The sequence below is a fragment of the Paenirhizobium selenitireducens ATCC BAA-1503 genome, from assembly GCF_000518785.1.
GTDB classification, from domain to species: Bacteria; Pseudomonadota; Alphaproteobacteria; order Rhizobiales; family Rhizobiaceae; genus Allorhizobium; species Allorhizobium selenitireducens.
Window position 1 is genome coordinate 1 of the sequence record NZ_JAEG01000017.1, and the last position, 23,963, is coordinate 23,963.

A 23,963-nucleotide genomic window follows, 5' to 3' on the forward strand; every position below is an offset into this window, starting at 1 on the left:
TCTCATATCAAAACGTGACCGTCTGCGTATCATTCGTAGAAAAGCCCTAAAGCTCTTCCCGCGACGCCGCCGTCCACGTTTCTCTTTCTTCTCATCTTCAATTGTCAAAAAACAGACGACAATCAGCCGTCACAAAAACTCAACACCAAACCATCCGGTCCGGCAATCCATCAGCATCTCAGCCAATTTCTAGAGGTTTCCTTAGAACGAAAGACTTCGTCGCCAGCAGCGCCGCCGCCCTCGTTCAGTGAGCGGGTTATAGTTCGACCCAATATCCCAAGTCAACAGCACCAAAACAAAAAATCCGAAAAATCATGCAAGCCGTTGTTATGTAATGGATATTCAATGTCGAGACATTCCCCCGCCAGGAAATCCCCTCACGCGGCGTGAGGAACGACGCCCGCAGCCCCGCCTCCGCCATGCTTCAGTCCCGGGATCTTCACAATTGCCTGCTTTACAGGACGCGATCCGCGGGTGCTGCGCTTCGGCGCGGGCCGGCCAGCCGCCGTCGAATTGACGGGCGGGGCGGAAACATGCAGATGATGACGCGCCCGCACGCATGACGGACTAAGGGCCTATGGGAAGAACGGATGCCGGACGCATGATGACGGACCGCACCATGTTGCGATCACTGGGAACCGAACCGCCGATCCTGGCGGACGGTCACCGCGCGCCCGACCGGCGCGAGATCTCGCTGCGCTGGCTGTCCGGCACCTTCCTGACCGGCATCACCTCCTGCATCCTGATGGGCGTGGCGCTGTTTGCCGCGCTCGACGGCCGCCAGCAGCTGGCGATCCCCGCCGAGGCCTATGCGGCGACGGGCGATGCGGCCCGCGACGGTGAGGACGCCGAGGAAGTGATGCGCGGCGGCCGGCTGCTCGGCCCGAAGATCGCCGCACGCCCGGTCGACAAGGCGATCCTCGAGGTCTCGACCGTCACCCATGACGGCGAACGCGAGGTGGTGCGCCGCCAGCCGTTTGCCCATGTCAAGATGCGGCTTGCGGCCAACTACAAGACCCAGGACAATTACCCGGCCTTCGATCCGCTGGCGATCTTCGCCGCCGACGAGAAGGTCGCGCCCGCCGCCGTGCGCACGGGTACGATCTATGGTTCGGACGTCGAATCCGAGGTCAGCCTGAAGACCACGCCTTTCCCGGTTTCGGGCAATACCCGGCCCTATGCCGGCGCCATGTCCTTCGACGAGGTCGAGGAGAATGTCCGCACCAACGGCTCGGTGCTGACCGACGGCGCGACCCAGGTCGCCGCCCTCTACTATATCGACCCGCAGCGCTTCGACAGCGATGCGGGCGTCGATATCGGCGCCGGGCTCGCCGCCCGGGTCGTCGAGCAGAACATGAGCGTCGCCGAACCGCAGATCATGACGCCCGAGACGCCGGAATATGCCGACGACGTGCTTCCCGTTCGTCGCCCGCAGCCGATCGAGGCCGTGCTGGTGGCCGCCGGCTACCCGAAATCAAAGGCCGGCGACATGGCCCGCGCGCTCGTGCCCCATGCCGGTTCGCCCGACCTGTCCGAGGGCGACGTGCTGCGCATCGGTATCATCCAGCGCGGCGAGGAGGCACGCGTCGTGCGCCTCAGCCTCTATCGCCAGGGTGGCCACGTGGTGACGCTCGCGGTCAACGATGCCGGCCGCCTCATCAAGGGCGAAGAGCCGCCGCGGCTCGATGCGGTCGCCGGCGCCTTCGACGACAGTGCGCCGCAGGTGCCGAGCTCGGCCCGCGACCTGCCGCGCGTCTATGACGGCATCTACCGCGCCGCCCTCTCCTACGGCATGAACCGCGACATGACGGCACTGGTCGTGAAGCTGCTCGCCGCCAATGTCGACTTCCAGGCGCAGCTGAAGCCGACCGACACGCTCGAAGCCTTCTTCTCGGTCGAGGACGAGGCCGGCCAGGCGACCGACGAGAGCGAACTGCTCTATGTGCGCGCCCGCTTCGGCGACACGGTGACGACCTTCTACCGCTTCCAGAACCCGGACGACAATTCGGTCGACTATTTCGACGAGAACGGCAAGTCGATCCGCCAGTTCCTGCTGCGCAATCCGGTGCCGAACGGCATCTTCAAGGGCGGCTTCGGCATGCGCCGCCACCCGATCCTCGGTTATACCCGCATGCATACCGGCACCGACTGGGCCGCCCCCCGCGGAACCCCGATCATCGCCTCGGGCAACGGCACGGTGGAAAAGGCCGGCTGGGACAGCGGCGGCTACGGCAACCAGACGCTGATCCGCCATGCCAACGGCTATGTCACCTCCTACAACCACCAGAGCGCCATCGCCAAGGGCGTGACGGAGGGCGCCAAGGTGCGCCAGGGCCAGGTGATCGGCTATGTCGGCAATACGGGCCTGTCCACCGGTCCGCACCTGCACTACGAGCTGATCGTCAACGGCACCAAGGTCGATCCCTTGCGCGTCCGCCTGCCCGGCGGCAAGTCGCTGGAGGGCGAAACGCTGGCCAAGTTCGAGGCGGAGCGCCAGCGCATCGACGCCCTGCTGACCGGCGGCAAGCCGGCCGAAGTCGCCAGCAACTGACGCCGGCAGCGGAGGCGGGCCAGCGCGACCGCCCGCGGCGAAGGAAACGCCGTCTCCGATCTTGCCCCTCGAAGTCGACAGGAAAAAAGGCGGCCCCATGGGGACCGCCTTTGTCTTTTCTCGGCCTTTGGTCGCCCGGATCAGGCCGCTTCGCTGACCGTGCGCTCCGTAGCAAACAGCAGGCGGTCGGAACCGGCGCTGACGGTGACGGTCGATCCGTCCGGGATCGTCCCCGACAGGATCTGTTCGGCCATCGGGTCCTGGACGAACTTCTGGATCACCCGCTTCAGCGGCCGGGCGCCATAGACCGGGTCGTAGCCCTTGTCGGCCAGCCATTCACGTGCATCCGGCCGAAGGTCGATGGTGATCTTGCGCTCGGCGAGCAGCGCGACCAGCCGCTTCAGCTGGATGTCGACGATCGTGCCCATTTCCGCCCGGCGCAGCCGGTGGAACAGGATGATCTCGTCGACGCGGTTGAGGAATTCCGGCCGGAACGACGCCTTGACCACGTCCATCACCTGGTCGCGCACCGCCTCGCTGTCCTGGTCGTCGCGAAGACCGGTGAGGTATTCGGCGCCGAGATTCGAGGTCATGATGATGATCGTGTTCTTGAAGTCCACGGTCCGGCCCTGGCCGTCGGTCAGGCGGCCATCGTCGAGCACCTGCAACAGCACGTTGAAGACGTCCGGATGGGCCTTCTCGATCTCGTCGAACAGCACGACCTGATACGGCTTGCGGCGCACGGATTCGGTCAGCGAACCGCCCTCCTCATAGCCGACATAGCCCGGAGGCGCGCCGATCAGGCGGGCGACCGAATGCTTCTCCATGTATTCCGACATGTCGATGCGCACCAGCGCGCTCTCGTCGTCGAACAGGAAGCGGGCGAGCGTCTTGGTGAGCTCGGTCTTGCCGACGCCGGTGGGGCCGAGGAAGATGAACGAGCCGATCGGCCGGTTCGGGTCCTGCAGGCCGGCGCGCGAACGGCGAACCGCACGCGAGACCGCCTGCACGGCGTCGCCCTGGCCGACCACCGACTTCGCCAGTTCGTCTTCCATGCGCAGCAACTTGTCGCGTTCGCCTTCAAGCATCTTGTCGACCGGAATGCCGGTCCAGCGCGACACGACATGGGCGATGTTGTCGGGGGTGACGACCTCCTGCACCATGGAATCGCGGGCATTGCCGTCCTGGGCTTCCGCCTCGACCAGCTGCTTCTCGAGCTTCGGGATCTCGCCATAGGCAAGCTCGCCTGCGCGCTGGAATTCGCCCTTGCGCTGGGCGATCGCCAGTTCGTTGCGGGCCTCGTCGAGCTGCTTCTTCAGGTCGGCGGCAAGGCCGAGCTTCTGCTTTTCCGCCTGCCAGCGGGCGGTCAGCGCATCGGCCTCCTCCTCGAGCGAGGCGAGTTCGGATTCAAGCCGCTTCAGCCGGTCGGCCGAAGACACGTCGGTTTCCTTCTTCAGCGCCTCGCGCTCGATCTTCAGCTGCATGATGCGGCGATCGAGCTCGTCCAGCTCCTCGGGCTTCGAATCCACCTGCATGCGCAACCGCGAGGCGGCCTCGTCCATCAGGTCGATCGCCTTGTCGGGCAGGAAGCGGTCGGTGATGTAGCGGTTCGACAGGGTGGCAGCCGCGACCAGCGCCGAGTCGGAGATCCGCACCTTGTGATGCTGCTCGTATTTTTCCTTGAGGCCGCGCAGGATCGAGATCGTGTCCTCGACATTCGGCTCGTTGACCATGACCGGCTGGAACCGGCGGGCAAGGGCCGCGTCCTTCTCGACATGCTTGCGGTATTCGTCGAGCGTGGTCGCGCCGACGCAGTGCAGCTCGCCGCGGGCAAGCGCCGGCTTCAACAGGTTGGACGCATCCATCGCGCCGTCGGCCTTGCCGGCGCCGACCAGCGTGTGCATCTCGTCGATGAACAGGATGATCTCGCCGCTTTCCGACTGCACTTCGCTGAGAACCGCCTTCAGCCGCTCCTCGAACTCGCCGCGATACTTGGCGCCGGCGATGAGCGAGCCCATGTCGAGCGCCATCAGCTTCTTGTCTTTCAGGCTTTCCGGCACGTCGCCATTGACGATGCGGAGCGCCAGGCCTTCGGCGATCGCCGTCTTGCCGACGCCCGGCTCGCCGATCAGCACCGGATTGTTCTTGGTGCGACGCGACAGAACCTGGATCGTGCGGCGGATTTCGTCGTCACGGCCGATCACCGGATCGAGCTTGCCCTCGCGGGCTTCCGCCGTCAGGTCGCGGGCATATTTCTTCAGCGCGTCGAAACCCGCTTCGGCATTGGCGCCGTCGGCCGTGCGGCCCTTGCGCACCTCGTTGATCACCTGGTTCAGCGCCTGCGCTGTCACGCCGGCCTTCTTCAGCGTCGCAGAGGTCGAGGCCGAGGTCTCGATCGCCAGCGCCAGCAGCAGGCGTTCGACGGTGACGAAGCTGTCGCCGGCCTTCTTGGCCGCGTCTTCGGCTGTGGTGAAGACCTTGGCGAGCGGCTGCGACAGGTAGACCTGGCCGCCGCCGCCGGACACCTTGGGCAGCTTGGCGAGTGCAGCGTCATTGGCGATGCGCGCTTCCTTCGCGTCGCCGCCGGCGCGCGAAATCAGCGACGAGGCCATGCCCTGATCGTCGTCGAGCAGGACCTTCAGCACATGCTCGGGGGTGAATTGCTGGTGCCCTTCGGACAGCGCATGGGTCTGGGCGGATTGCAGAAAGCCGCGGACGCGCTCGGAATATTTTTCGATGTTCATCGTGCCTGTCTCCGGTAGCCGCCCTGCCCGTTCGGCACAGCGCGGCGGTTGAGATGGGGCCCCCTGACAAGGCGAACCCCGTGGGACGTCGCCGTCCCTCTAACCGAGATATGGGGACGGATTTTCGCTGTTTAAAGAGCGATTTGGGGCAAAAGTTCAGGGATTGACGAACGGCAAGACCAGCGGGGGTCGGGCATGAACCCACACGCCGGAACGGAGGGCGATCACCGCCCGTATTCCCGTCCCCTGAAAGCAGAAAACCCCTCCTTCCGGAAGGAAGAAGGGGTCTTTGACGAATGGTCGCCTTTTCCGATCACTCGGAAGGGGCAAGCACCGGTTCCGGCGCATCGGCAGCGGCTTCGCCGCCTTCCGCACCCTCTTCGCCGGCAGCGCGGCGCGGCTGGCGACGCGGGCGACCCGCGGCATTGCGACGGCGTGGCAGGCGCTCGCCCGAACCGTCGGCAGCGCTTTCGGCGGCAGCGACAACGGCTTCGGCGGGCATCTCCTCCAGCACCGGCTGGGGACCGGAACCAGCGATCTCGACTTCGCGGCGCGGCCGCGGCTGAGCCTGGGGCCGCTGCGGTTGCTGCTGCGGTTGCGGCTGGGGCCGCGGTTGCGGCCGCTGCTGTTGCTGCGGCTGGGCAGCCTGGGCACCGACCGTCGGCTCGTCCATGCCGTCCATGTCGTCGCCATCGCGGTCGTTGTAATCGTTGCGGTCGTCCCGCTCGTCGCGGTCGTCGCGCTCGTCACGATCGTCGCGCTGGAAGCGTTCCTGCATCTGCGCCTGGGCGGCCGCGATGATGCGGTTGTAGTGCTCGGCGTGCTGCAGGTAGTTTTCCGCCATGACCCGGTCGCCGGCGCTCTGTGCGTCACGGGCCAGGGTCGTATATTTCTCGGCGATATGCTGGGCCGTGCCGCGGATCTTCACGTCGGGGCCGGAGCTGTCATACGTCCGCGTCAGCGGGTTGGCACCCTTGCGGTTGAAATTACCGCTATTACCGCCACCACCACCGCCGCCGCCACTGTTACGCCCGCGACCACGCTTGTTCTGCTGTCCTGGCCTCATCGATACTTCACCTGAATTCTTCTGTTGTGCTGATAGATGGCAACGCTGTTGGTTCTGGTTTGGACCGGACCAAGGCTGTGCGCGCCGCGGGCATACTGCGCCATCGCTTTCGTGCCGCTGGTGATAGTCAAGTTTACTGAGTTACGCACCGGGGTTTGCTCGTCCCGTGAAGCCCAGTCACGAGCCTAAATCGCGGCAAACCCAGACCCGAACGAATCTCGTTCATTCCCTGCTGCCCGTTGCGTGCCCGCAAACTATTACGCTTCATTGGGAAAACCAAGCCTTTTCTTTCAACAGCCCGAATATCCTGAGCATACGCAGCAAATCGCAGACTAGCCGGCAAATCTGAACAACAGGACCCGATCATTGCCGCCATAGTCGCGATGCTGCTCGAGAAGAGAAAAACCACTGTGTTCAAAGAGTTGCGTGACGCTTTGTCTCTGGTCATAGCCGATTTCGACTCCCACCAGCCCCTCTGCAAGCAGATGTTGCGCTGCATTTTCCGCGATCGCGCGATAGGCGACAAGGCCGCCCTCGCCGCCGTCGAGCGCCGCGCGGGGGTCGTAATCGCGAACGTCGGGCGCCAGAGCATCGACCACTTCTGTGGGTATATAGGGCGGATTTGACACGATGATGTCGAAGCGCTCTTCGATCGCTGCGAACCAGGCGCTTTCGCGCGTGTCGAATCTGTCGGCCACGCCATTGAGATGGGCATTGGCGGCCGCGGTTTTGAGGGCTCCCGGCGAAATATCGCTGCCAAGCGCCTGCGCCTTCGGGCATTCCTTCAGCAAGGCGAGCGCGATCGCCCCGGTCCCCGTGCCCAGGTCGAGGATCCGGGCGCTGCCCTTTTCCGCCACGATGCGCTGCAGGTGCGGGAGAACCGTGTCGACGAGGATTTCGGTATCGGGCCGCGGCTCCAGCGTATCCGGCGACAGCGTGAGATCGAGCCCGTGGAATTCGCGGTGGCCGAGAATGCGGTGCACGGGTTCGTGTCTCAGCCTCCGCGCCACGGCATCGGCAATCTTCGCGCGCTCGCTCTCCGTCACCGGCCGGTCGGCCTGGGTGAACACTTCGGTGGTGGACAGCCCAAGCAGGCCGCCGAGCAGGATCCGCGTCTCGATCGCCGCATCGGCAAAGCCCGCATCATGAAGCGCTGCCCGCGTCTCGGCGACGACCGCACCGAGCGTTAGGGCCCCGCTCACGTCTGCTCGCCGAGCTGGGCGAGCTGGCCCGCCTGGTAGTCGGCGATCAGCGCATCGACCATCTCGTCGATGTCGCCCTCCATCATCCGGTCCAGCTTGTAGAGCGTCAGGTTGATGCGGTGATCGGTAACGCGGCCCTGCGGGAAGTTGTAGGTGCGGATGCGCTCGGAGCGGTCGCCCGAGCCTACCTGGCTCTTGCGGTCGGCCGAACGTTCGCTGTCGGTGCGCTGCCGCTCCATGTCGTAGAGCCTGGAGCGCAGCACCTGCATCGCCTTGGCGCGGTTCTGGTGCTGCGATTTTTCCGACGAGGTGACGACCAGCCCGGTCGGCAGATGGGTGATGCGCACCGCCGAGTCGGTGGTGTTGACGTGCTGGCCGCCGGCGCCCGACGAACGCATGGTGTCGATGCGGATGTCTTCCGCGCGCACCTCGATGTCGATCTCCTCGGCCTCCGGCAGCACGGCGACGGTGGCAGCCGAGGTGTGGATGCGGCCGCTCGCCTCGGTTTCCGGCACGCGCTGCACGCGGTGCACGCCGGATTCGAACTTGAGCTTGGAGAACACGCCGCGCCCGGAAATCGTCGCGATGATTTCCTTGTAGCCGCCGGCCTCCCCTTCGCTGGCCGACAGAACCTCGACCTTCCAGCCCTTGGTCGAGGCGAAGCGCTCGTACATGCGGAACAGGTCGCCGGCGAAAAGGGCCGCTTCCGATCCGCCGGTACCGGCGCGGATTTCCAGGATCGCGCTTTTCTCGTCGGCGGCGTCCTTCGGCAGGAGCAGGATCTGCATGTCCTTTTCCAGGCCCTCGATACGCGCCTCGACCTCCGGCATCTCCATCTCGGCCAGGTCGCGCATCTCGCGGTCGGTGCCCTTGTCGGACAGGAGCGCCTTCAGGCCCGCCAGCTCGGCGATCGCCGCCTCGTATTCGCGGATCTTCTTCACCACCGGCTGCAGCTCGGAATATTCCGAGGCCAGCTTGACATAGACGTCGGCCGCCGGCCCCGCCGACATGCGTGCCTCTATCTCGCCAAACCGGCGTTCGAGTTCACGCATTTTCTCGACAGGAAGCTTCGCCACCCTTTACTCCACATAAGATTCGGTCAGAGGGGAATATTGTTGTCTTCGGCAAAGCCGACCAGGATGTCCCGGAGCGGCAGGTGCGAATGATGATCGTCCAGCGCCGCGTTGAGCTCCCGGCTGAGCTGCTCCACGTCGAGCCCCAGCAGCATCGCCTTGACCGGACCGATCGAGGTCGGCGACATCGAGATCGAGCGGAAGCCGATGCCGAGCAGCGCCATGGCAGGGAGCGGCTTGCCGGCCATCTCGCCACACAGCGTCACCGATGTCTCGTGCCGATCGGCAGCCCTGACGATATCGCGCAGGATCCTGAGGAACGGCCGGCCCAGCACGTCGAAACGATCGGAAACGCGCGCATTGCCGCGATCGACCGCCATGGTGAACTGGAAAAGGTCGTTGGAACCGACGGAAACGAAGTCGACCTCCTGCATCAGCTCGTCGAGCTGCCACATCAGCGCCGGCACTTCCAGCATGGCGCCGAACTGCAGCTTCTTCGGCAGCGGATGGCCGAACTTCGAGAGGTGCTGGACCTCCTTCTGCATCAGCTCGCGCACCGCCCGGATTTCGCCGACCTCGGTTACCATCGGCAGCATCATCTTGAGTTCCGCGCCGGCGGCCGCCTTCAGCAGCGCACGCAGCTGGGTGCGCAACAGGCCGGGCCGGTCGAGCGACAGGCGGATCGCCCGCCAGCCGAGAGCCGGGTTTTCCTCTTCATGACCGCGGAAATAGGAGACCACCTTGTCGCCGCCAATGTCGAGCGTGCGGAAGGTCACCGGGCGCCCGCCGGACTGGCGAAGCACGCTGCGGTAGAAGCTCTCCTGCTCCTCACCCTTGGGCATGGTCGAGGAGATCATGAACTGCAGTTCGGTGCGGAACAGGCCGATACCCTCGGCGCCCGATTCGGCAAGCTGCGGCAGATCGACCAGCAGGCCGGCATTCATCTGCAGGGTGATGCGCTTGCCGTCCTTGGTGATCGGCTCGACGTCGCGCAGCGCGCGGAACTGTTCCTGCCGGCGGGCCCGGAGCTTGACCTTTTCCTCATAGGCCTTCTGCAGGTCGGCCACCGGGCGGACATGCACCTTGCCGTCGTCTCCGTCGATGATCACCGGATCGCCGTTTTCGGCGAGCGCCACGGCACCGGTCGCCTGGCCGACCACGGCAATGCCCATGGCGCGCGCCACGATCACCACATGGCTGGTCACCGCGCCTTCTTCCAGCACCAGACCGCGCAGGTTGGCGCGCGGATAATCGAGCAGCTCGGCCGCCCCCATGGCGCGGGCAAAGACGATCGCGTCGGCCGGAAAGCCCTCGGTCTGGCTGTGCGGCGAAAAGCCGGTCAGCTGGCGCAGCAGGCGGTTGGCCAGGTCGTCGAAATCATGCATCCGCTCGCGCAGATAGGGATCCGTCAGGCGGATCATGCGCGCCTTGGTGTCGCTCTGAACCTTCTCGACCGCGGCTTCCGCAGTAAGCCCGTTGTGGATCGCCTCTTCCATGCGCCGGACCCAGCCCTGGTCGTGGGCAAACATCCGGTAGGTCTCGAGCACGTCGCGGTGCTCGCCCTCCATCGACACTTCACGCCGCGACAGCATGTCGTCGATCGAAATGCGCAGCGAACCGAGCGCGTCGGCAAGCCGGCGGATTTCCGTCTCGGTGTCTTCGTTCAGCAGGTTGGTGACGACGATGCGCGGCTCGTGCAGCACGACATAACCGAGCCCGATGCCTTCATTGTATCCGTCGCCGTCGATCGACACCGCCCGCGTCAGGTCGAGTTCGAGACCGGGACGGGTGATCTTCTTCAGTTCGCCGGTCGCAATCATCTCGGCCAGCACCATGGCGGTGGTTTCGAGCGCTTCAAGCTCGTCCTCCCGATAGTTGCGCTGCGCCTTGTTCTGCACGACGAGAACGCCCAAACTGCGACCGGCGCGCAGGATCGGCACGCCGAGGAAGGAATGATAGATTTCCTCGCCCGTTTCCGGCAGGTAGCGGAAGGCCGGGTGCGCCTGGGCGTCGGAGAGGTTGAGCGGCTGGGCGGAGGCCGCGATGGTGCCGACCAGGCCCTGGCCCATCTTCAGCTGGGCGAGGTGGACGGCATCCTTGTTGAGGCCTTCGGTGGCGTAGAGTTCGAGCACGCCGTCGGCGCGCAGCACGTAGGCCGAGCACACTTCCGCGACCATGTTGCTCGCGATCTGGCGAACGATCTGGTCAAGGCGCTCCTGTGGCTCGAGCGGCTCCGCCATCAATTCGCGCAACCGCTTGAGGAGGACGCGCGGACCCGCGGAAAGGTCTCTCATGCGTGCATTCTCCCGAAGTCGTCATTGGGTCGGGCGGCCTCGCCGCCCGTGTCACAAACGACGAGGAGGGCGAATTCCGCTTTAGAGAATCAATTCTTATCGAGGCCGTAGCAGGAATGCAAAGTCCGAACGGCGAGTTCGGCATAAGGCCCGTCGATCAGGATCGAAATCTTGATTTCCGAGGTGGTGATCGCCTTGATGTTGATGCCCTTCTCGGCGAGCGCCTTGAAGGCCGTGGCAGCGACGCCGGCATGGCTGCGCATGCCGATGCCGATGACCGAGACCTTCACCAGGCCCTTTTCGCTCTGCACGACGTCGTAGCCGATCTTGTCCTTGTTGTCGCCGAGCACGGAAAGCGCCTTGTCGACGTCGCCCGACGGAACGGTAAACGTCATGTCGGTGCGGGTGCCGTCTTCCGAGATGTTCTGGACGATCATGTCGACATTGATATGTGCCTCGGCCAGCGGCCCGAAGATCGCCGCGGAAACGCCCGGCCGGTCGGCGAGCCGACGCAGCGAGATCTGCGCTTCATCCTTGGCATAGGCAATACCGGTGACTACTTCCTGTTCCACGATCTCTTCCTCATCGCAAATCAACGTACCGGGCGGGTTCAACAGATCGCCCATGCCCGGTGCATCGGGATCTTCGAAGCTCGAGCGCACGAAGGTGCGCACCTTGTGGACCATGGCAAGCTCCACCGAGCGCACCTGCAGCACCTTGGCGCCGAGCGAGGCCATTTCCAGCATTTCCTCGAAGGCGATCTTCTTCAGCCGCCGCGCCTTCGGCTCGATGCGCGGGTCGGTCGTGTAGACGCCGTCGACGTCGGTGTAGATGTCGCAGCGGTCGGCCTTGATGCCGGCGGCGATCGCCACGGCCGAAGTGTCGGAGCCGCCGCGGCCGAGCGTGGCGATGCGGTTGTCCGGGCCGATGCCCTGGAAGCCGGCGACGACAGCCACCTGGCCCTCGCCCATGCGGCGGATGATGTCGGCGCCGTCGATTTCCTGGATGCGGGCCGCCCCATGCGCATTGTCCGTCTTGATGGCGATCTGCCAGCCCTGCCAGGAGCGGGCATTGATGCCCATCGACTGCAGCGCGATGGCGAGAAGCCCGGAGGTCACCTGTTCGCCCGAGGCAACGATCGCGTCATATTCGCGCGCGTCATAAAACGGCGAATCCGCGCCGGCCACCTTCGGCATGGTCTGCACCCAGTCGACCAGCTCATTGGTCTTGCCGGACATGGCCGAGACGACGACAGCCACCTCGTGGCCCGCATCGACCTCGCGTTTGACATGCCGGGCAACATTGTAGATGCGTTCGAGATTGGCGACGGAGGTTCCGCCGAATTTCATCACGATGCGAGCCATGCCTTCGATACCGTCACGCTGATGGACGCCCGCCGGCGTCCTTTTTGAGAACCGCCCGAAAACATCTGACCGGGCGAAGTTGCGGTCTCATATCGAAAACGGCGGGCAAGTTCAATGGGCGCGGCGGCATGGCCTTTCGGGGAGCGGCGCGCGGCAGCCATCACCGCTTGTGCGCGCATCGGCAGCGGGCCCGACGCAAATAGCCGGACGCAAGAACGGCGGCCTTACAGCCGCCGTTCGCTCTTCTGACGTCACCCCCGGCTCAGCGCGGCGGCGGGCATTCCCGGCCCTCGGGGCACACGGGCAACCGGCGGAGCGGATTGCGATCGCGATCGGAATCAACCGAACCGGGGCGAAACTGCTCGCGATCTTCGCGACGCGGCGGACGGCGCACTTCCGGATCGCGCGGCGCCGGTGGGCGGCGGATTTCCAGCTCCTGCTCGCGGTCACGGGCCCGGCGGATTTCCCGCTCGCGATCCCGGTCACGGCGCAGCTCGAGTTCCCGCTCGCGCTCCCGGCGCAATTGGATTTCGCGCTCCCGGTCACGATCGCGCCAGCTCGGCTCGGACGGCGGACGGCGCCAGTCGTCAACGTTGTCGCGCACGGGAGGGCGGCGCCACTCGTCATCGGGCTGCGGCCGCGGACGATAATATCCGTCCCGCCAGCTGTCGCGATCCCGGTAGAAATCGCGGTCGCGGTAGTGGCGGTCCCAGTAGCTGCCGATCGAAAACGTGATCGTCGGGATGCCGAGCGGGCGGTAGTATTCCGGATCGACATAGACCTGGCGCTGCGAATAGGTCGTCTGCAGGTAACGGCCGGACACCCAGCCGCGATAGCCGGCATAGGCCACGTCGCACCAGTTGGCCGCCCGCATGCAGCCCTGGATGTCGACACGCACGCCGGCGGGGATGACGAGCACCGGTGGATACTGCGTGCTCGGGCCGGAACGCATGTTCACATTGGCCGTCGAATAGGCGTTCGCCGCGGCTGCAAGGCCTGGAAGCACGGCGACAAACGCCGCGCTCAGGGCGAATATCCTGAGCTTTTTCATAGAGATATCTCCTCGGTATTCCGTTGTGCGCTTTGTCTACGCCTCTGCGAATGAACCGCCCATGAACGTTCGGTTCATGCAAATTGTTCCGTCGCGACGATTTTCATGCGTCCCTCGTTTTCCCCGCGCTCTGCAGCCATGCGATACTTGTCCTGCCCTGCCACGGATACACCGGATAGCGTTGCCGGCGAGGCGGGGACGGTGCTGCGAAGGGTCCTTCTGAAACGCGGGAGGATGTCGCAGGCTGCCCTAAGTCGGTCCCCCTCCCTGAAAAGGGACGTGCCTGTGCGGCACCCAAGGCGTCGGTTTCGATGCTGTAGAGGGACAAGGAACTGGGTGGCAAAAATCATCGAAACGGGGCGCCCTGCGTGTCACTGTTTTCATTTTGTCCGGCATGCCGGGCGCCCCGGCCGGATGGCCGGAAAAGCAAGAAGACAGCAAGACACGGGGTTTCGACCCGCGTGAACGATCACCCATGCGCGAAATGAGGAAAGCCATGGCAAAGAACGACTATCCGGAACTGGAACGCGCCCGCGAGGAGCACCACGAGGCCCGCTGGCGGATCGTGGGCACGCTCACCCTGCGCTATCGCTGCGAAGCGCTCAACCGCCCTTTGTGCCGCTATCGGTCCTGTCGTCGCAACCGCATATGCAGCGGCCCGATGCTCGCCACGCCACGCCAGGGTCCGGCGATCGCCAGGGAGCGCGAACTCGGCCTGAGCGGCGCCGCCGTCGCCTGCCTTCCGCTCTGCATCGTGAATGCCGAAGAGAAAATCTTCGACTATCTCGTCGGGACGACACTGCCGCAGATCGACGCCATGCTGGGCGAGGACGATCCGCTCACCATGGAATACTATCTCAGGAAGCCGAATCGGCGGCAGCGCCGCCTTGACGCACGCTTCGCCCGCGACGAGCCGGACCCTTGACTTTGCGGCCCGATCGGCCGACTTGAACAGCAATATCCGTGCAGAGAGGATCCGATAATGAGCGCTGAAGCACGCACCACGATCGATCAGGTCGAAGTCGACCGTTTTTCCGCCATGGCGGCGGAATGGTGGGACCCGACCGGCAAGTTCAAGCCCCTGCACAAGATCAATCCCGTCCGCCTCGCCTATATCCGCGATCATGTCGCAACCCATTTCGGCCGTGACCCCAAGGCTCATCACCCGCTCGAAGGCCTGCGCATCCTCGACATCGGCTGCGGCGGCGGGCTGCTCTCCGAGCCGGTCGCCCGGATGGGCGCCGACGTGCTCGGCGCGGACGCCTCCGAGCGCAATATCGGCATTGCCAGCACCCATGCCGCCCAGACAGGGGTCAAGGTCGACTATCGCGCCGTGACCGCGGAATCGCTCGCAGCCGCCGGCGAAACCTTCGACGTCGTCCTCAACATGGAAGTCGTCGAGCATGTCGCCGACGTGGAATTCTTCATCTCCACCTGCGCCTCCATGGTGCGGCCCGGTGGCCTGATGCTGGTCTCCACCATCAACCGCACCTTCAAGGCCGCCGCGCTTGCCATCGTCGGCGCCGAATACGTGCTCGGCTGGCTGCCGCGCGGCACGCACCAGTACGAGAAGCTGGTCCGCCCGGAAGAGCTCGAGGCCCCGCTGAAGACGAGCGGCATGGAGGTCGTCGAGATGAAGGGCGTGTTCTTCAATCCGCTCCACAACCAGTGGAATCTCTCGCCCGACATCGACGTCAACTACATGGTGCTGGCCCGCCGGCCGGCAGCCGCCGCATGACGGCCCCTGCGGACGTCGTTTCCTTCTGGCTCGGGGCCGGACCGGAAAAGTGGTTCGCCAAGGACGACGGTTTCGACGCGGCGATCCGCGACGGCTTTCTCGACACGCATTTCGCCGCGGCCCGCGGCGATCTCGCCGACTGGGGCCAGACGGCCGAAGGCACGCCGGCGCTTCTGATCCTGCTTGACCAGTTCCCCCGCAATCTCTTCCGCGACAGCGGCCATGCCTTCGCAACCGACGGCCTTGCCCGCCGGATCGCCCGCGAGGCGCTGGCGCGGGGTTTCGACCGCGCGGTCGAGCCGAAGCTGCGCCCCTTCCTCTATCTGCCCTTCGAGCATTCGGAGGACCCGGCCGACCAGGCGCTGAGCCTGCAACTCTTCACCGCCCATCGCGACGAGACCGGCGATGCCGAGAGCCTGCGCTGGGCGGTCGAGCACCGCGACATCATCGCCAAATTCGGCCGCTTTCCCCACCGCAACGCCGCCCTCGGACGCGAGACGACAGCAGAAGAGCAAACCTATCTCGACGGCGGCGGCTTCAAGGGGTGAGGTCTTGGGTCGGCGGCAGATAAGTCATCCGGCCAGAATCGAGACATTTCCCCCACATCCCCGGTCATGATATGCTGACTTTCTGACGGATGAGGAAGTCGTGATGGCCGGAAAGACAGAGATTGCTGTCCATGTGGACCCGCAGATCGAGGAATTCATCCTCCAGGAAATGAAGCGCGGATCATTCCCCTCCGCCAGTGCCTATGTCGAGGCGCTGCTGCATGAACGCTTCGAGGATGAGCAAGCCCTGCAGACATTGGAGCAGGAACTGGGCCGCGGCCTTTCCGACATCGAGGCCGGACGCGTGACGTCGGCCGAAGAGGCTTTTGACAGCGTTCGCGCCGAGCTCGGCCTAAAACGCCGGCGAGCATGAAGGTTGCGTTCACCCGTTCGGCCCGCGCCGATCTGACCGCCATCGGCCGTTATATCCTCGAACACAATCCGTCGCGCGCCGACGCTTTCTTGGACGAACTGCTGCAGTGCTGTCTTGAGATTGCCGACATGCCGGAGGCTTTCGCGCGTATCCATCTTACGCGCGTCGGCGCCATGAGGCGGCGCGTATTCGACCGCTATCTGATCTTCTACCAAACAGATCAGACCACGGTGACCATTGTCCGCATTCTTCACGGCGCCCGCAACTATGAGCGGATCTTGGCTCGGCAAGCCAAACGCAATTTCTGAGATTCAAACGCCTGAAGCGTCAATTCACGTCGTCCGGCAAAACCGGCAGCGGGGCGATCTCGATGCCCTCGTCGACCAGCGCCTTCACCTCGGCAAGCGACGCCTCGCCGATGATGCCGCGCGCTTCGGCTTCGCCGTAGTGGATCTTGCGGGCCTCCTCGGGAAAGCGCTCGCCGACATCCTCGCTATTGGCCCGGATCGCGGTGATCGCCTCCTTCAGCTTGACCATCGCCGTCTTCTGCGCCTCGGTGACGGCGAGTGCATGCACCGCCTCCTTCTGCCGCGCGGTCGAGACCGAAGGCGCCATCAGCACCTTCGACACCTCGAGCGAACCGCAGGCGGGGCAGCTCAGATACCCGCTCGCCTTCTGGCGGTCGAAGTCTCCGCTCTCCGAGAACCAGCCCTCGAAGTCGTGTCCCTTGTCGCAGATGAGCGAGTAGCGGATCAAACGGTGACGCCCCCTTTCGCCAGTTCGGGCTGCATGCTGAGTTCGAAGTCGCGTGCATTCTTGAGGTTCGGGATCTTGGCGCGCGCCGCAGCCACCGCCCCGACGTCGATGTCGGCCAGCACGATCGCTTCGCCCGTGCCGCCGGCCGCGGCCAGCACCTTGCCCCAGGGGTCGATGATCATCGAGTGGCCGAAGGTTTCGCGGCCGTCCTGGTGCACGCCGGCCTGGGCCGCGGAAATGACGAAGGCGCCGTTCTCGATCGCCCGGGCGCGCAGCAGCACTTCCCAATGCGCCTCGCCGGTCTGGCGGGTAAAGGCCGCGGGCGTCGTCAGGATCTGCGCACCGGCCAGCGCCTCGGCGCGGAAAAGCTGCGGGAAGCGCACGTCGTAGCAGATGCCGAAGCCGAGCTTGGCGAACGGCAGATCGGCGACCATCGCCTTCTCGCCCGGCCGGTAGACGGCGCTCTCGCGCCAGCTTTCGCCATTGTCGAGATCGACGTCGAACATGTGGATCTTGTCGTAAGCGCAGATCTTGCGGCCGTCGGGTCCGAACAGGAAGGCCCGGTTGGCGATCTTGCCGTCCGGCAACAGGATGGCGGTCGAGCCGACATGCAGATGGATGGAAAGTTCGCGCGCCAGATCCCCGGCGGTCTTGACGATGTTATCATGCTCTTCGTCGCGCAGGACGGCCATCAGGCCCGGACGGTCCTTCTGCACGGCACCGGTCATTTCCGGCGTCTGCACATAGATCGCCCCGTGGCCGGCGGCTTCACGCACGAGACGGGCCATGGAAGCGGCGTTCTTTTCCGGGTCCACGCCCGAGCACATCTGGATGGCAGCAGCCTTGAAGGTCATGATCTACTTTTCCTTAAGCCGTCAGAAGGGCGTCGAGCTTGCCGGCCCGGTCGAGTGCATGCAGGTCGTCGCAGCCGCCGACATGGCGCTCGCCGATGAAGATCTGCGGGAAGGTCATGCCGCCGTTGGACTTGGCGATCATTTCCTGGCGTAGCTCCGGATTGCCGGTCGCGTCATGCTCGAGATAGGAAACGCCCTTCGAGGCGAGCAGCGTCTTGGCGCGCGAGCAGTAGCCGCAGCCCTGGCGGGTGTAGATGGTCACGGATGCCATATGTGTCTCCGGTCGGATGGGGCCGGCAAGAGCCGGAAAGAATACGTTTGTCCTTGTCATATAGGACCGGAGAATGCCCTTGCAAAGGTTAAAACTGTGACCTCCCGGGCGCCTGCCCGCTTCAGCGCGCGGGTGGCGGCGCTGACCGTCGCCCCAGTGGTGAAGACGTCGTCTATGAGCACGATGCGCCGGCCGAACACCTGCGGCGACATCGCCTCCGGCACGCCGAAGGCGCCGCGCACGTTGATTGCGCGGGCATTGGCGGTCAGCCCCACCTGCTGGGCGGTCTTCTTGTTGCGCACCAGCGCGAGCGGCAGGAAGGGCTTACCCGAGAGCCGCGCCACATGCCGGCCGAGTTCGGCCGACTGGTTGAACTTGCGGGAAAACAGCCGCGTCCGGTGCAGCGGCACGCAGACCACCGCATCGCAGTCGGACAGCGCCTCGCCGCCGGCCCGCGCCATCCAGCCGGCCATCATCGGCGCGAGATCGGTGCGGTCGCGATATTTCAGGTCGTGCACCAGGTCGCGGGCGATGCCCTCGTGGATCGCGACGCTGCGCAGCCGGTCGAACACCGGCGGATTTGCGATCGCCTCCGCCGACAGCATGCCGGGACCGGGATCATGGCCGAACGGCGTGCCGAGCACCTCGCAGAACGGCCGCTCGATGAAACGCATGGACGACCAGCAGCGCGGGCAAAGCCCGCCATGCCGGCCGGTGCGGCAATGGCAGTGGGCGCAGCTCGGCGGAAAGACGATGTCGCGCAGGAAAGCCGCGATGCCGATCGGCACGGCGACACTGACGGACACGGCTTTTTGCACTATTTGACCCGGCATGTGATTGACATTAGGCGCTTGCCGGCGCCTTTGCCAGACCGAGTTTTTGACTGGAGCGGACAGGATGGAACGGATTTTCGATCAGGATCTGGTGACGGCGAACCGCCTGCGCGCCAGGCGCCGGCTGGAAACGGGCACCGATTTTCTGCTGGAGATCGCCGCGCGCGAACTGTCCGAACGCCTCTCGCTGGTCGAGCGCCGGTTCGAGCATGCGGTCGAGCTGCACGGTGGTACCGGTGCCACGGCCCTCCTGGCGCTCCAGACCGGCAAGATCGACACGCTCGACCGCATCGAGACCCATCAGGATTTCTCAGCCGATGGTGAAGCGCTCACCGAAGCGCCGTTCGAGGGCGTGCCGCTTGCGCCGCAATCGGTCAACCTGGTGCTCTCGCCGCTGGCGCTGCATCTGACCAACGACACGCCGGGCGTGCTGGTGCAGATCCGCCGGGCGCTGAGGCCCGACGGCCTGTTCCTCGCGGCGATCCCCGGCGCCGGCACGCTCGGCGAGCTGCGCGACGTACTCCTGACCACCGAGGTCGAACTGCATGGCGGGGCGAGCCCGCGCGTCATCCCCTTCCCCGACATTCGCGACGTCGGCGCGCTTCTGCAGCGCGCCGGCTTCACCCTGCCGGTGGTCGACGAGGAGAGCTATACGGTCCGCTACGACAACCTGTTCGCCCTGATGCGCGACCTCAAGGCCATGGGCATGGCCAACCCGCTCATCGGCCGCAGCCGCAAGCCTGTCGGGCGCGCCTTTTTCCTTAAAGCCGCCGAGCGCTATGCGGAACGTTATGCCGACCCGGACGGGCGCATCCGCGCCACCTTCTCGATCATTTATGTCTCGGGCTGGGCACCGCACGAAAGCCAGCAGAAGCCGCTGAAGCCGGGTTCGGCCAAGATGCGACTTGCCGACGCGCTCGACCCGACCAAGGGCCTGCCGCCGAAGAGCGGGGGAAACGGCTGAACTGGGGAGGTGTGCGGCCGTCCGTCAGGACACGCGAAAGGCGTCCGGCGGCAGCTTGGAGGGACGTGCCGGGAAAAGACCTGGCGTCAGGCGTTGACGATGGCGGTGCGGATCGTCTCGAAGACGCCGGCAAGCGAATCGGAAAAGGCGCCGAGACCGAGGATCAGCGCCAACCCGATGATCGCGGCGATGAGGCCGTATTCGATGGCTGTGGCCGCCTGACGGTCAGCGATGAATTTCAAGACGAGATGCATGGCCTCTCCCGAGTTCGTTCCGGCGCCGATGTCGGCGAAGTTGGCATTCCAGTATGGGGTCAGCAGCCGTCACCGACGATGCAGACCGATCCGGGTGTTTCCTGCAGCACGCTGCGACGGATCGTGTAGCGCTTGCCGCCTTCCGATTTGCCGATCGAGCCGGTGCTCATCATGTCGACCTGGTCCGATTCGAAGGCAAGGCTTCGCTTCTCGGTCCGGTCCGCCAGCATGGGTGTCAGCACGAGCGACAGCGCAATCGCCGCCATCCCGAACAGCAGGGCGATGTTGAGTACTCCGGTCTTTCCGGAGAGGTGCGAAGACCGTTCCCTCGACCTGACGGCCTTCCAGAAATCCTCGTTTGCCATGAAACGCTCCATACATGCGCTTCGAACGCATGAACAACAGCCATGAGGTTTGCCCCAGGGCCGTAAACTTTGCGTTAAGAACGTCTGCAAATTATAGAAAAGGCTAAAGAAGGTCCTGCAGGAAGGGGATCAGCGGCTCGTCGGCCGGCGGCATCGGATAGTCGCGGAGCGCATTGGCGCGAACCCATTTCACCGCCTGTCCCTCGCGGCCATGAGCGATGCCCTCGTAACGCCGGCAGATGTAGAGCGGCATCAGCAGGTGGAAGGTCTCATAGGTGTGGCTGGCAAAGGTGAGCGGCGCCAGGCACGGCACCTTGGTGACGATGCCGAGTTCTTCCTCAAGCTCGCGGATCAGCGTCTCCTCGGGCGTCTCGCCCTTCTCGACCTTGCCGCCGGGAAATTCCCAGAGGCCCGCGAGCGACTTGCCCTCGGGCCGCTGCGCCAGCAGGATCCGGTTGTCGGTGTCGATCAGCGCACAGGCCACGACGAGCAGGATGGGCTTGCCGCCGTCTGTCATGCTTTGGAAGCCTTGCGCCAGTAGGCGTAACGATAGGCCTCGGTGAAGCCGAGCTTGGAATAGAGGGCAAGGGCCGGCGCATTGTCCGCCACGACCTGCAGCCAGGCGCTCTTCGCCCCGCGCATCCGCGCCCAGCGTAGCGCCGCCGTCACGATTTCCAGCCCGAGCCCACGCTTGCGGTGATCGGGCCTCACGGAAAGCGACATGATGCCGGCGAGGTCGTTGTCCTGCACGCAGAGCGCCACGGCCACCGGTCCGGCCTCCGGATCCTCGATGACGAAGAGCCCGGTCGGCGGCTTGATGGCGCTGACCACCTCGGCCAGCGAGGGCTTGAGCGCCGGATCGGTGCCGTTGACGCAGAGATCGGCATCGACGAAGCGGCCGACGTCGTGGCTCGGCAGGTGGTCGAGCGTGTTCTCCGGCAGTTCGATCGCGGTCAGGTCGCAGGTCAGCGTGAGCACTTCCTCGAACCGCTCCCAGCCGTCGGCCTGCATCAGCGCGATCAGCGGCTTCGGCGTCAGAGGCGTCTCGCGCACCAGGATCGGCCGGCCATGGGCCTCGAACCTGCGCGCCGCCTTCTCCAGCCGGATGGCGATGTCGCGGCTGTCCGACGGATCGAGCGCGACGACGCAGTTCAGCCGCTTCGACGGGTGGCCGCCGGTAAGACGGATCTGCCAGCTGCCGTCATACTGCACGGATGTCGCGGGCCAGGCCCTAAATCCGACGGCTTCGAGGCGCCGCACGAGCGGCAGGTTCTGATCGGTGGCGGCTTGAGGCATCGCGGCGATCAACTCCGGTAATCGCCGTTGATTGCCACATATTCCTTGGTGAGGTCGCAGGTCCAGACCGTCGCCTTGCCATCGCCGAGGCCGATGTCGACGCGAACCGGAATGTCCTGGCGCTGCATCACGGCGGTCGTCGCCGCCTCGGAATAGGCCGGGTCGCGCTCGCCGTTGACAGCCACGCGGATATCGCCGAACCAGATTGCCAGACGGTCGCGGTCGGCCATTTCGCCGGACTTGCCGACCGCCATGACGATGCGGCCCCAATTGGCGTCTTCGCCGGCAACCGCCGTCTTGACCAGCGGCGAATTGGCGATAGACAGCGCGATCTTCTTGGCGGCGAGATCGCTCTCGGCACCGGTCACCGTGATCTCGACCATCTTGCGGGCGCCCTCGCCGTCGCGGACCACTTGCAGCGCCAGGTCCTTGAGCAGGTCGTTGAGCGCCAGGCGGAAGCCCGAGAGCGCCGGATCGTCGGCCGTCTCGATCGTCTTCTGGCCGTCGGCGCCGGCTGCGCCGGTGGCAAACAGCAGAAGCGTGTCGGAGGTCGAGGTATCGCTGTCGACGGTGATGGAATTGAAGGTCGGATCGACGCCGGCCGAAAGCAGGCCCTGCAGCGCGGGGGCGGCAATATCGGCGTCGGTGACGACGAAGGAGAGCATGGTCGCCATGTCGGGGGCGATCATGCCCGCGCCCTTGGCGATGCCGTTGATCGTCACCTTGACGCCGCCGATCTCGGTCGTACGCGTCGCCACCTTCGGATAGGTGTCGGTGGTCATGATCGCCTTTGCCGCTTCCAGCCAGAAGTCGCCGGTGGCGCCGGCCGCCATGTCGCCCAGCACGCCGGAAAACTTGGTGGCGTCGAGCGGTTCGCCGATCACGCCGGTGGAGGCCAGGTAGATTTCGTTCTCGCCGCAGCCGAGCGCGGCCGCCGCCGACTTCGCCGTCAGCTCGGTCGCCGTCTTGCCCTTGAGGCCGGTGAATGCGTTGGCATTGCCGGAATTGACGACGACGCCGCGCGCCACGCCATTGGCAAGGTTCGAGCGGCAGAAATCGACCGGCGCCGAGGGGCACTTCGACTTGGTGAACACGCCGGCGACCGTCGCCGGACGGTCAAACGCCATCAGCAGCACGTCGGTGCGGTTCTTGTACTTGATGCCGGCGGCGGCGGTCGCCATACGGACGCCGCGAATGGACGGCATGTCCGGGTAGGACGTGGGAGCAAGGGGAGAAACGGTTGCGGACATGTTCTCTGCCTGGAATGAGAGGACCCGCAAAAGCGCGGGTCCGCGTTTCAATCGGAGGTGCCGCGGATTACTGCTGCGGCTTGTTCACGTCCTCGTAGCCCTTGCGCAGGGCCTCGTCGAGGATCTCGACGGTCTGGTCGGCCTTGGCCTTCTCGATGATGGCGAGATACTTGTCGCGCATCACCAGCTGGCGGACCTGCTGGGCAACCGTCTCATAGGCCGGCGGAGCGGCATCGCGCTTGTCCTCGACCTTGATGACGTGGAAGCCGAACTGGGTCTTGACCGGGGTCTTGGAGTAGGTGCCCTTCTCCATGGCGAAGGCCACTTCCTCGAATTCCGGAACCATGCGGCCCTTGGTGAAGTAGCCGAGATCGCCGCCTTCCGACTTGTTCGGATCGGTCGACTTGGCCTTGGCCAGCTCGATGAAATCCTTGCCGGCGTCGAGATCGGCGATGATCGCCTTGGCCTCTTCCTCGGTCTTCACCAGGATGTGGCGGGCGCTGACTTCGACCTGCTTCGGCAGCGCGGCGATTTCCTTGTCGTAGCGTGCCTTGACCTCGTCTTCGGTGACGGCGTCGACGACGTGCTTCTTGAAGTAGATGTTGTGCAGCTCGCGGTCGGCGATGAACTGCATGCGCTTCTTGAACTCGGCATCGTCCTTCAGGCCTTCGCCATCGGCATTGCCGGCGAGCAGCTTGACGTCGATTGCGCCGGACAGCGCGGCAATCTTCTTCTGCTCGTCCGGAAGCTGGGCGAGCTGCGGATCGAGATTGGCGATCGCCAGATCGAGTTCGGACTGGGTAATCTCCAGCTTGCCGACCTTGGCGACGACGGCGTCCTCGGCGGAAGCCTGATTCTGGAGCCCGATGAACGCCACACAAGCGACGAGGGCGATTTTATGAAGACGAAGCATAAGAAACCTTTCGGAAGATGAACCGTTTCAAGACCGTTCGAATCGGGCGAAAAATTGTCAAACGCGCGCCAGGGCAGGCTTTTCCGGCCACCCTGTGGCGTTGACATCATTCGACCCCCCTCTTATCTGTCACGCAACCGCGCGTCCAGAGCCGTTTCCCGCTGCTCTGCGCCTAAACGCCGAATTTCGGCGGTCGGCAGGGA

25 protein-coding genes are annotated in these 23,963 nt (G+C 65.0%); 8 read left to right on the forward strand and 17 right to left on the reverse strand.

Annotation, left to right across the window (positions count from 1 at the left end):
- A partial coding sequence (locus L867_RS27840) for a hypothetical protein (protein WP_210163652.1) occupies nucleotides 1-193 on the forward strand: 193 nt, incomplete at its 5' end.
- Nucleotides 194-601: 408 nt separating this feature from the next.
- Nucleotides 602-2,551, forward strand: coding sequence for a M23 family metallopeptidase (locus L867_RS0118440; RefSeq protein ID WP_028738242.1), 1,950 nt, complete (start codon nucleotides 602-604; stop codon nucleotides 2,549-2,551).
- A 140-nt stretch (nucleotides 2,552-2,691) separates the two neighbouring features.
- Here L867_RS0118440 and clpB read toward each other — a convergent pair whose 3' ends face one another.
- From clpB to L867_RS25715, 7 genes are all read right to left on the reverse strand, one after another.
- A complete protein-coding gene (clpB, locus tag L867_RS0118445) occupies nucleotides 2,692-5,295 on the reverse strand; it encodes an ATP-dependent chaperone ClpB (RefSeq protein WP_028738243.1) in 2,604 nt (867 codons plus the stop codon).
- Between the two features lie 313 nt (nucleotides 5,296-5,608).
- Nucleotides 5,609-6,361, reverse strand: a complete 753-nt coding sequence (locus tag L867_RS0118450; RefSeq protein WP_028738244.1) for a DUF4167 domain-containing protein — start codon at nucleotides 6,359-6,361, stop codon at nucleotides 5,609-5,611.
- Between the two features lie 332 nt (nucleotides 6,362-6,693).
- Nucleotides 6,694-7,563, reverse strand: a complete 870-nt coding sequence (gene prmC / locus L867_RS0118455) for a peptide chain release factor N(5)-glutamine methyltransferase (RefSeq protein WP_028738245.1) — start codon at nucleotides 7,561-7,563, stop codon at nucleotides 6,694-6,696.
- Entirely contained in the window at nucleotides 7,560-8,639 is a 1,080-nt protein-coding gene (gene prfA, locus L867_RS0118460; RefSeq protein ID WP_028738246.1) for a peptide chain release factor 1, read from the reverse strand. Before prfA ends, prmC begins: the two co-directional genes overlap by 4 nt.
- A 23-nt stretch (nucleotides 8,640-8,662) precedes the next feature.
- Nucleotides 8,663-10,930, reverse strand: coding sequence for a phosphoenolpyruvate--protein phosphotransferase (ptsP, locus tag L867_RS0118465; protein ID WP_028738247.1), 2,268 nt, complete (start codon nucleotides 10,928-10,930; stop codon nucleotides 8,663-8,665).
- 89 nt (nucleotides 10,931-11,019) lie between these two features.
- Complete coding sequence (locus L867_RS0118470) at nucleotides 11,020-12,294, reverse strand: aspartate kinase (RefSeq protein ID WP_028738248.1); 1,275 nt, start codon at nucleotides 12,292-12,294, stop codon at nucleotides 11,020-11,022.
- A gap of 262 nt (nucleotides 12,295-12,556) precedes the next feature.
- The gene (locus tag L867_RS25715; protein WP_084638626.1) at nucleotides 12,557-13,345 is read right to left on the reverse strand and encodes an SH3 domain-containing protein; all 789 of its coding nucleotides are present in this window, start codon (nucleotides 13,343-13,345) and stop codon (nucleotides 12,557-12,559) included.
- Between the two features lie 496 nt (nucleotides 13,346-13,841).
- Here L867_RS25715 and L867_RS0118480 point away from each other — a divergent pair, with 496 nt between their 5' ends.
- The 5 genes from L867_RS0118480 to L867_RS0118500 all read left to right on the forward strand — a co-directional run bounded on the left by L867_RS0118480 (nucleotide 13,842) and on the right by L867_RS0118500 (nucleotide 16,312).
- Nucleotides 13,842-14,270, forward strand: coding sequence for a hypothetical protein (locus tag L867_RS0118480; protein WP_028738249.1), 429 nt, complete (start codon nucleotides 13,842-13,844; stop codon nucleotides 14,268-14,270).
- A gap of 57 nt (nucleotides 14,271-14,327) precedes the next feature.
- Nucleotides 14,328-15,083: a bifunctional 2-polyprenyl-6-hydroxyphenol methylase/3-demethylubiquinol 3-O-methyltransferase UbiG gene (gene ubiG / locus L867_RS0118485; RefSeq protein ID WP_028738250.1), complete on the forward strand. Its 756-nt coding sequence runs from the start codon at nucleotides 14,328-14,330 to the stop codon at nucleotides 15,081-15,083.
- A complete protein-coding gene (locus L867_RS0118490; protein ID WP_028738251.1) occupies nucleotides 15,080-15,631 on the forward strand; it encodes a DUF924 family protein in 552 nt (183 codons plus the stop codon). Before ubiG ends, L867_RS0118490 begins: the two co-directional genes overlap by 4 nt.
- Nucleotides 15,632-15,734: 103 nt before the next feature.
- Entirely contained in the window at nucleotides 15,735-16,004 is a 270-nt protein-coding gene (locus tag L867_RS0118495) for a hypothetical protein (RefSeq protein ID WP_028738252.1), read from the forward strand.
- Nucleotides 16,001-16,312: a type II toxin-antitoxin system RelE/ParE family toxin gene (locus tag L867_RS0118500; RefSeq protein ID WP_028738253.1), complete on the forward strand. Its 312-nt coding sequence runs from the start codon at nucleotides 16,001-16,003 to the stop codon at nucleotides 16,310-16,312. Before L867_RS0118495 ends, L867_RS0118500 begins: the two co-directional genes overlap by 4 nt.
- A gap of 19 nt (nucleotides 16,313-16,331) precedes the next feature.
- Here L867_RS0118500 and L867_RS0118505 read toward each other — a convergent pair whose 3' ends face one another.
- The 4 genes from L867_RS0118505 to L867_RS0118520 are packed head-to-tail and all read right to left on the reverse strand — an operon-like array spanning nucleotide 16,332 to nucleotide 18,718.
- Nucleotides 16,332-16,760 carry a DUF1178 family protein gene (locus L867_RS0118505; RefSeq protein ID WP_028738254.1) on the reverse strand — a complete coding sequence of 143 codons (429 nt, stop codon included), beginning with the start codon at nucleotides 16,758-16,760 and terminating at the stop codon, nucleotides 16,332-16,334.
- A complete protein-coding gene (locus L867_RS0118510; protein ID WP_028738255.1) occupies nucleotides 16,757-17,614 on the reverse strand; it encodes a carbon-nitrogen hydrolase family protein in 858 nt (285 codons plus the stop codon). The genes L867_RS0118505 and L867_RS0118510 overlap by 4 nt, the downstream gene beginning before the upstream one ends.
- Nucleotides 17,615-17,627: 13 nt before the next feature.
- Nucleotides 17,628-17,885, reverse strand: coding sequence for a glutaredoxin 3 (gene grxC, locus L867_RS0118515; protein WP_028738256.1), 258 nt, complete (start codon nucleotides 17,883-17,885; stop codon nucleotides 17,628-17,630).
- Between the two features lie 56 nt (nucleotides 17,886-17,941).
- Entirely contained in the window at nucleotides 17,942-18,718 is a 777-nt protein-coding gene (locus tag L867_RS0118520) for a ComF family protein (RefSeq protein WP_028738257.1), read from the reverse strand.
- A gap of 64 nt (nucleotides 18,719-18,782) precedes the next feature.
- On the opposite strand from L867_RS0118520, the gene L867_RS0118525 reads away from it, so the two are divergent.
- Nucleotides 18,783-19,682: a methyltransferase domain-containing protein gene (locus L867_RS0118525; protein WP_028738258.1), complete on the forward strand. Its 900-nt coding sequence runs from the start codon at nucleotides 18,783-18,785 to the stop codon at nucleotides 19,680-19,682.
- Between the two features lie 86 nt (nucleotides 19,683-19,768).
- On the opposite strand, the gene L867_RS27070 is transcribed toward L867_RS0118525, so the two are convergent.
- From L867_RS27070 to L867_RS0118555, 6 genes are all read right to left on the reverse strand, one after another.
- On the reverse strand, nucleotides 19,769-19,936 hold the full coding sequence (locus tag L867_RS27070) for a Flp family type IVb pilin (RefSeq protein ID WP_084638627.1): 168 nt from the start codon (nucleotides 19,934-19,936) through the stop codon (nucleotides 19,769-19,771).
- A gap of 59 nt (nucleotides 19,937-19,995) precedes the next feature.
- Nucleotides 19,996-20,301: a hypothetical protein gene (locus L867_RS0118535; protein ID WP_028738259.1), complete on the reverse strand. Its 306-nt coding sequence runs from the start codon at nucleotides 20,299-20,301 to the stop codon at nucleotides 19,996-19,998.
- A 103-nt stretch (nucleotides 20,302-20,404) separates the two neighbouring features.
- Nucleotides 20,405-20,818: an 8-oxo-dGTP diphosphatase MutT gene (gene mutT / locus L867_RS0118540; protein WP_028738260.1), complete on the reverse strand. Its 414-nt coding sequence runs from the start codon at nucleotides 20,816-20,818 to the stop codon at nucleotides 20,405-20,407.
- Entirely contained in the window at nucleotides 20,815-21,597 is a 783-nt protein-coding gene (locus L867_RS0118545; RefSeq protein WP_028738261.1) for a GNAT family N-acetyltransferase, read from the reverse strand. The genes mutT and L867_RS0118545 overlap by 4 nt, the downstream gene beginning before the upstream one ends.
- 8 nt (nucleotides 21,598-21,605) lie before the next feature.
- Nucleotides 21,606-22,847 carry a bifunctional glutamate N-acetyltransferase/amino-acid acetyltransferase ArgJ gene (gene argJ, locus L867_RS0118550; RefSeq protein ID WP_028738262.1) on the reverse strand — a complete coding sequence of 414 codons (1,242 nt, stop codon included), beginning with the start codon at nucleotides 22,845-22,847 and terminating at the stop codon, nucleotides 21,606-21,608.
- A 67-nt stretch (nucleotides 22,848-22,914) separates the two neighbouring features.
- Nucleotides 22,915-23,760 (reverse strand): peptidylprolyl isomerase, encoded by an 846-nt coding sequence (locus tag L867_RS0118555; protein ID WP_028738263.1) that lies wholly within the window; start codon nucleotides 23,758-23,760, stop codon nucleotides 22,915-22,917.
- Between the last annotated feature and the right edge of the window lie 203 nt (nucleotides 23,761-23,963).

What these genes read in the sequence shown, in the direction of transcription:
- L867_RS0118440 (WP_028738242.1), top strand. Translation starts at nt 602, where the DNA reads ATGATGACGGACCGCACCATGTTGCGATCACTGGGAACCGAACCGCCG.
- clpB (WP_028738243.1), bottom strand. Translation starts at nt 5,295, where the DNA reads ATGAACATCGAAAAATATTCCGAGCGCGTCCGCGGCTTTCTGCAATCC.
- L867_RS0118450 (WP_028738244.1), bottom strand. Translation starts at nt 6,361, where the DNA reads ATGAGGCCAGGACAGCAGAACAAGCGTGGTCGCGGGCGTAACAGTGGC.
- ptsP (WP_028738247.1), bottom strand. Translation starts at nt 10,930, where the DNA reads ATGAGAGACCTTTCCGCGGGTCCGCGCGTCCTCCTCAAGCGGTTGCGC.
- L867_RS0118470 (WP_028738248.1), bottom strand. Translation starts at nt 12,294, where the DNA reads ATGGCTCGCATCGTGATGAAATTCGGCGGAACCTCCGTCGCCAATCTC.
- L867_RS25715 (WP_084638626.1), bottom strand. Translation starts at nt 13,345, where the DNA reads ATGAAAAAGCTCAGGATATTCGCCCTGAGCGCGGCGTTTGTCGCCGTG.
- L867_RS0118480 (WP_028738249.1), top strand. Translation starts at nt 13,842, where the DNA reads ATGGCAAAGAACGACTATCCGGAACTGGAACGCGCCCGCGAGGAGCAC.
- ubiG (WP_028738250.1), top strand. Translation starts at nt 14,328, where the DNA reads ATGAGCGCTGAAGCACGCACCACGATCGATCAGGTCGAAGTCGACCGT.
- L867_RS0118490 (WP_028738251.1), top strand. Translation starts at nt 15,080, where the DNA reads ATGACGGCCCCTGCGGACGTCGTTTCCTTCTGGCTCGGGGCCGGACCG.
- L867_RS0118495 (WP_028738252.1), top strand. Translation starts at nt 15,735, where the DNA reads ATGGCCGGAAAGACAGAGATTGCTGTCCATGTGGACCCGCAGATCGAG.
- L867_RS0118500 (WP_028738253.1), top strand. Translation starts at nt 16,001, where the DNA reads ATGAAGGTTGCGTTCACCCGTTCGGCCCGCGCCGATCTGACCGCCATC.
- L867_RS0118510 (WP_028738255.1), bottom strand. Translation starts at nt 17,614, where the DNA reads ATGACCTTCAAGGCTGCTGCCATCCAGATGTGCTCGGGCGTGGACCCG.
- grxC (WP_028738256.1), bottom strand. Translation starts at nt 17,885, where the DNA reads ATGGCATCCGTGACCATCTACACCCGCCAGGGCTGCGGCTACTGCTCG.
- L867_RS0118520 (WP_028738257.1), bottom strand. Translation starts at nt 18,718, where the DNA reads ATGCCGGGTCAAATAGTGCAAAAAGCCGTGTCCGTCAGTGTCGCCGTG.
- L867_RS0118525 (WP_028738258.1), top strand. Translation starts at nt 18,783, where the DNA reads ATGGAACGGATTTTCGATCAGGATCTGGTGACGGCGAACCGCCTGCGC.
- L867_RS27070 (WP_084638627.1), bottom strand. Translation starts at nt 19,936, where the DNA reads ATGCATCTCGTCTTGAAATTCATCGCTGACCGTCAGGCGGCCACAGCC.
- L867_RS0118535 (WP_028738259.1), bottom strand. Translation starts at nt 20,301, where the DNA reads ATGGCAAACGAGGATTTCTGGAAGGCCGTCAGGTCGAGGGAACGGTCT.
- mutT (WP_028738260.1), bottom strand. Translation starts at nt 20,818, where the DNA reads ATGACAGACGGCGGCAAGCCCATCCTGCTCGTCGTGGCCTGTGCGCTG.
- L867_RS0118545 (WP_028738261.1), bottom strand. Translation starts at nt 21,597, where the DNA reads ATGCCTCAAGCCGCCACCGATCAGAACCTGCCGCTCGTGCGGCGCCTC.
- argJ (WP_028738262.1), bottom strand. Translation starts at nt 22,847, where the DNA reads ATGTCCGCAACCGTTTCTCCCCTTGCTCCCACGTCCTACCCGGACATG.
- L867_RS0118555 (WP_028738263.1), bottom strand. Translation starts at nt 23,760, where the DNA reads ATGCTTCGTCTTCATAAAATCGCCCTCGTCGCTTGTGTGGCGTTCATC.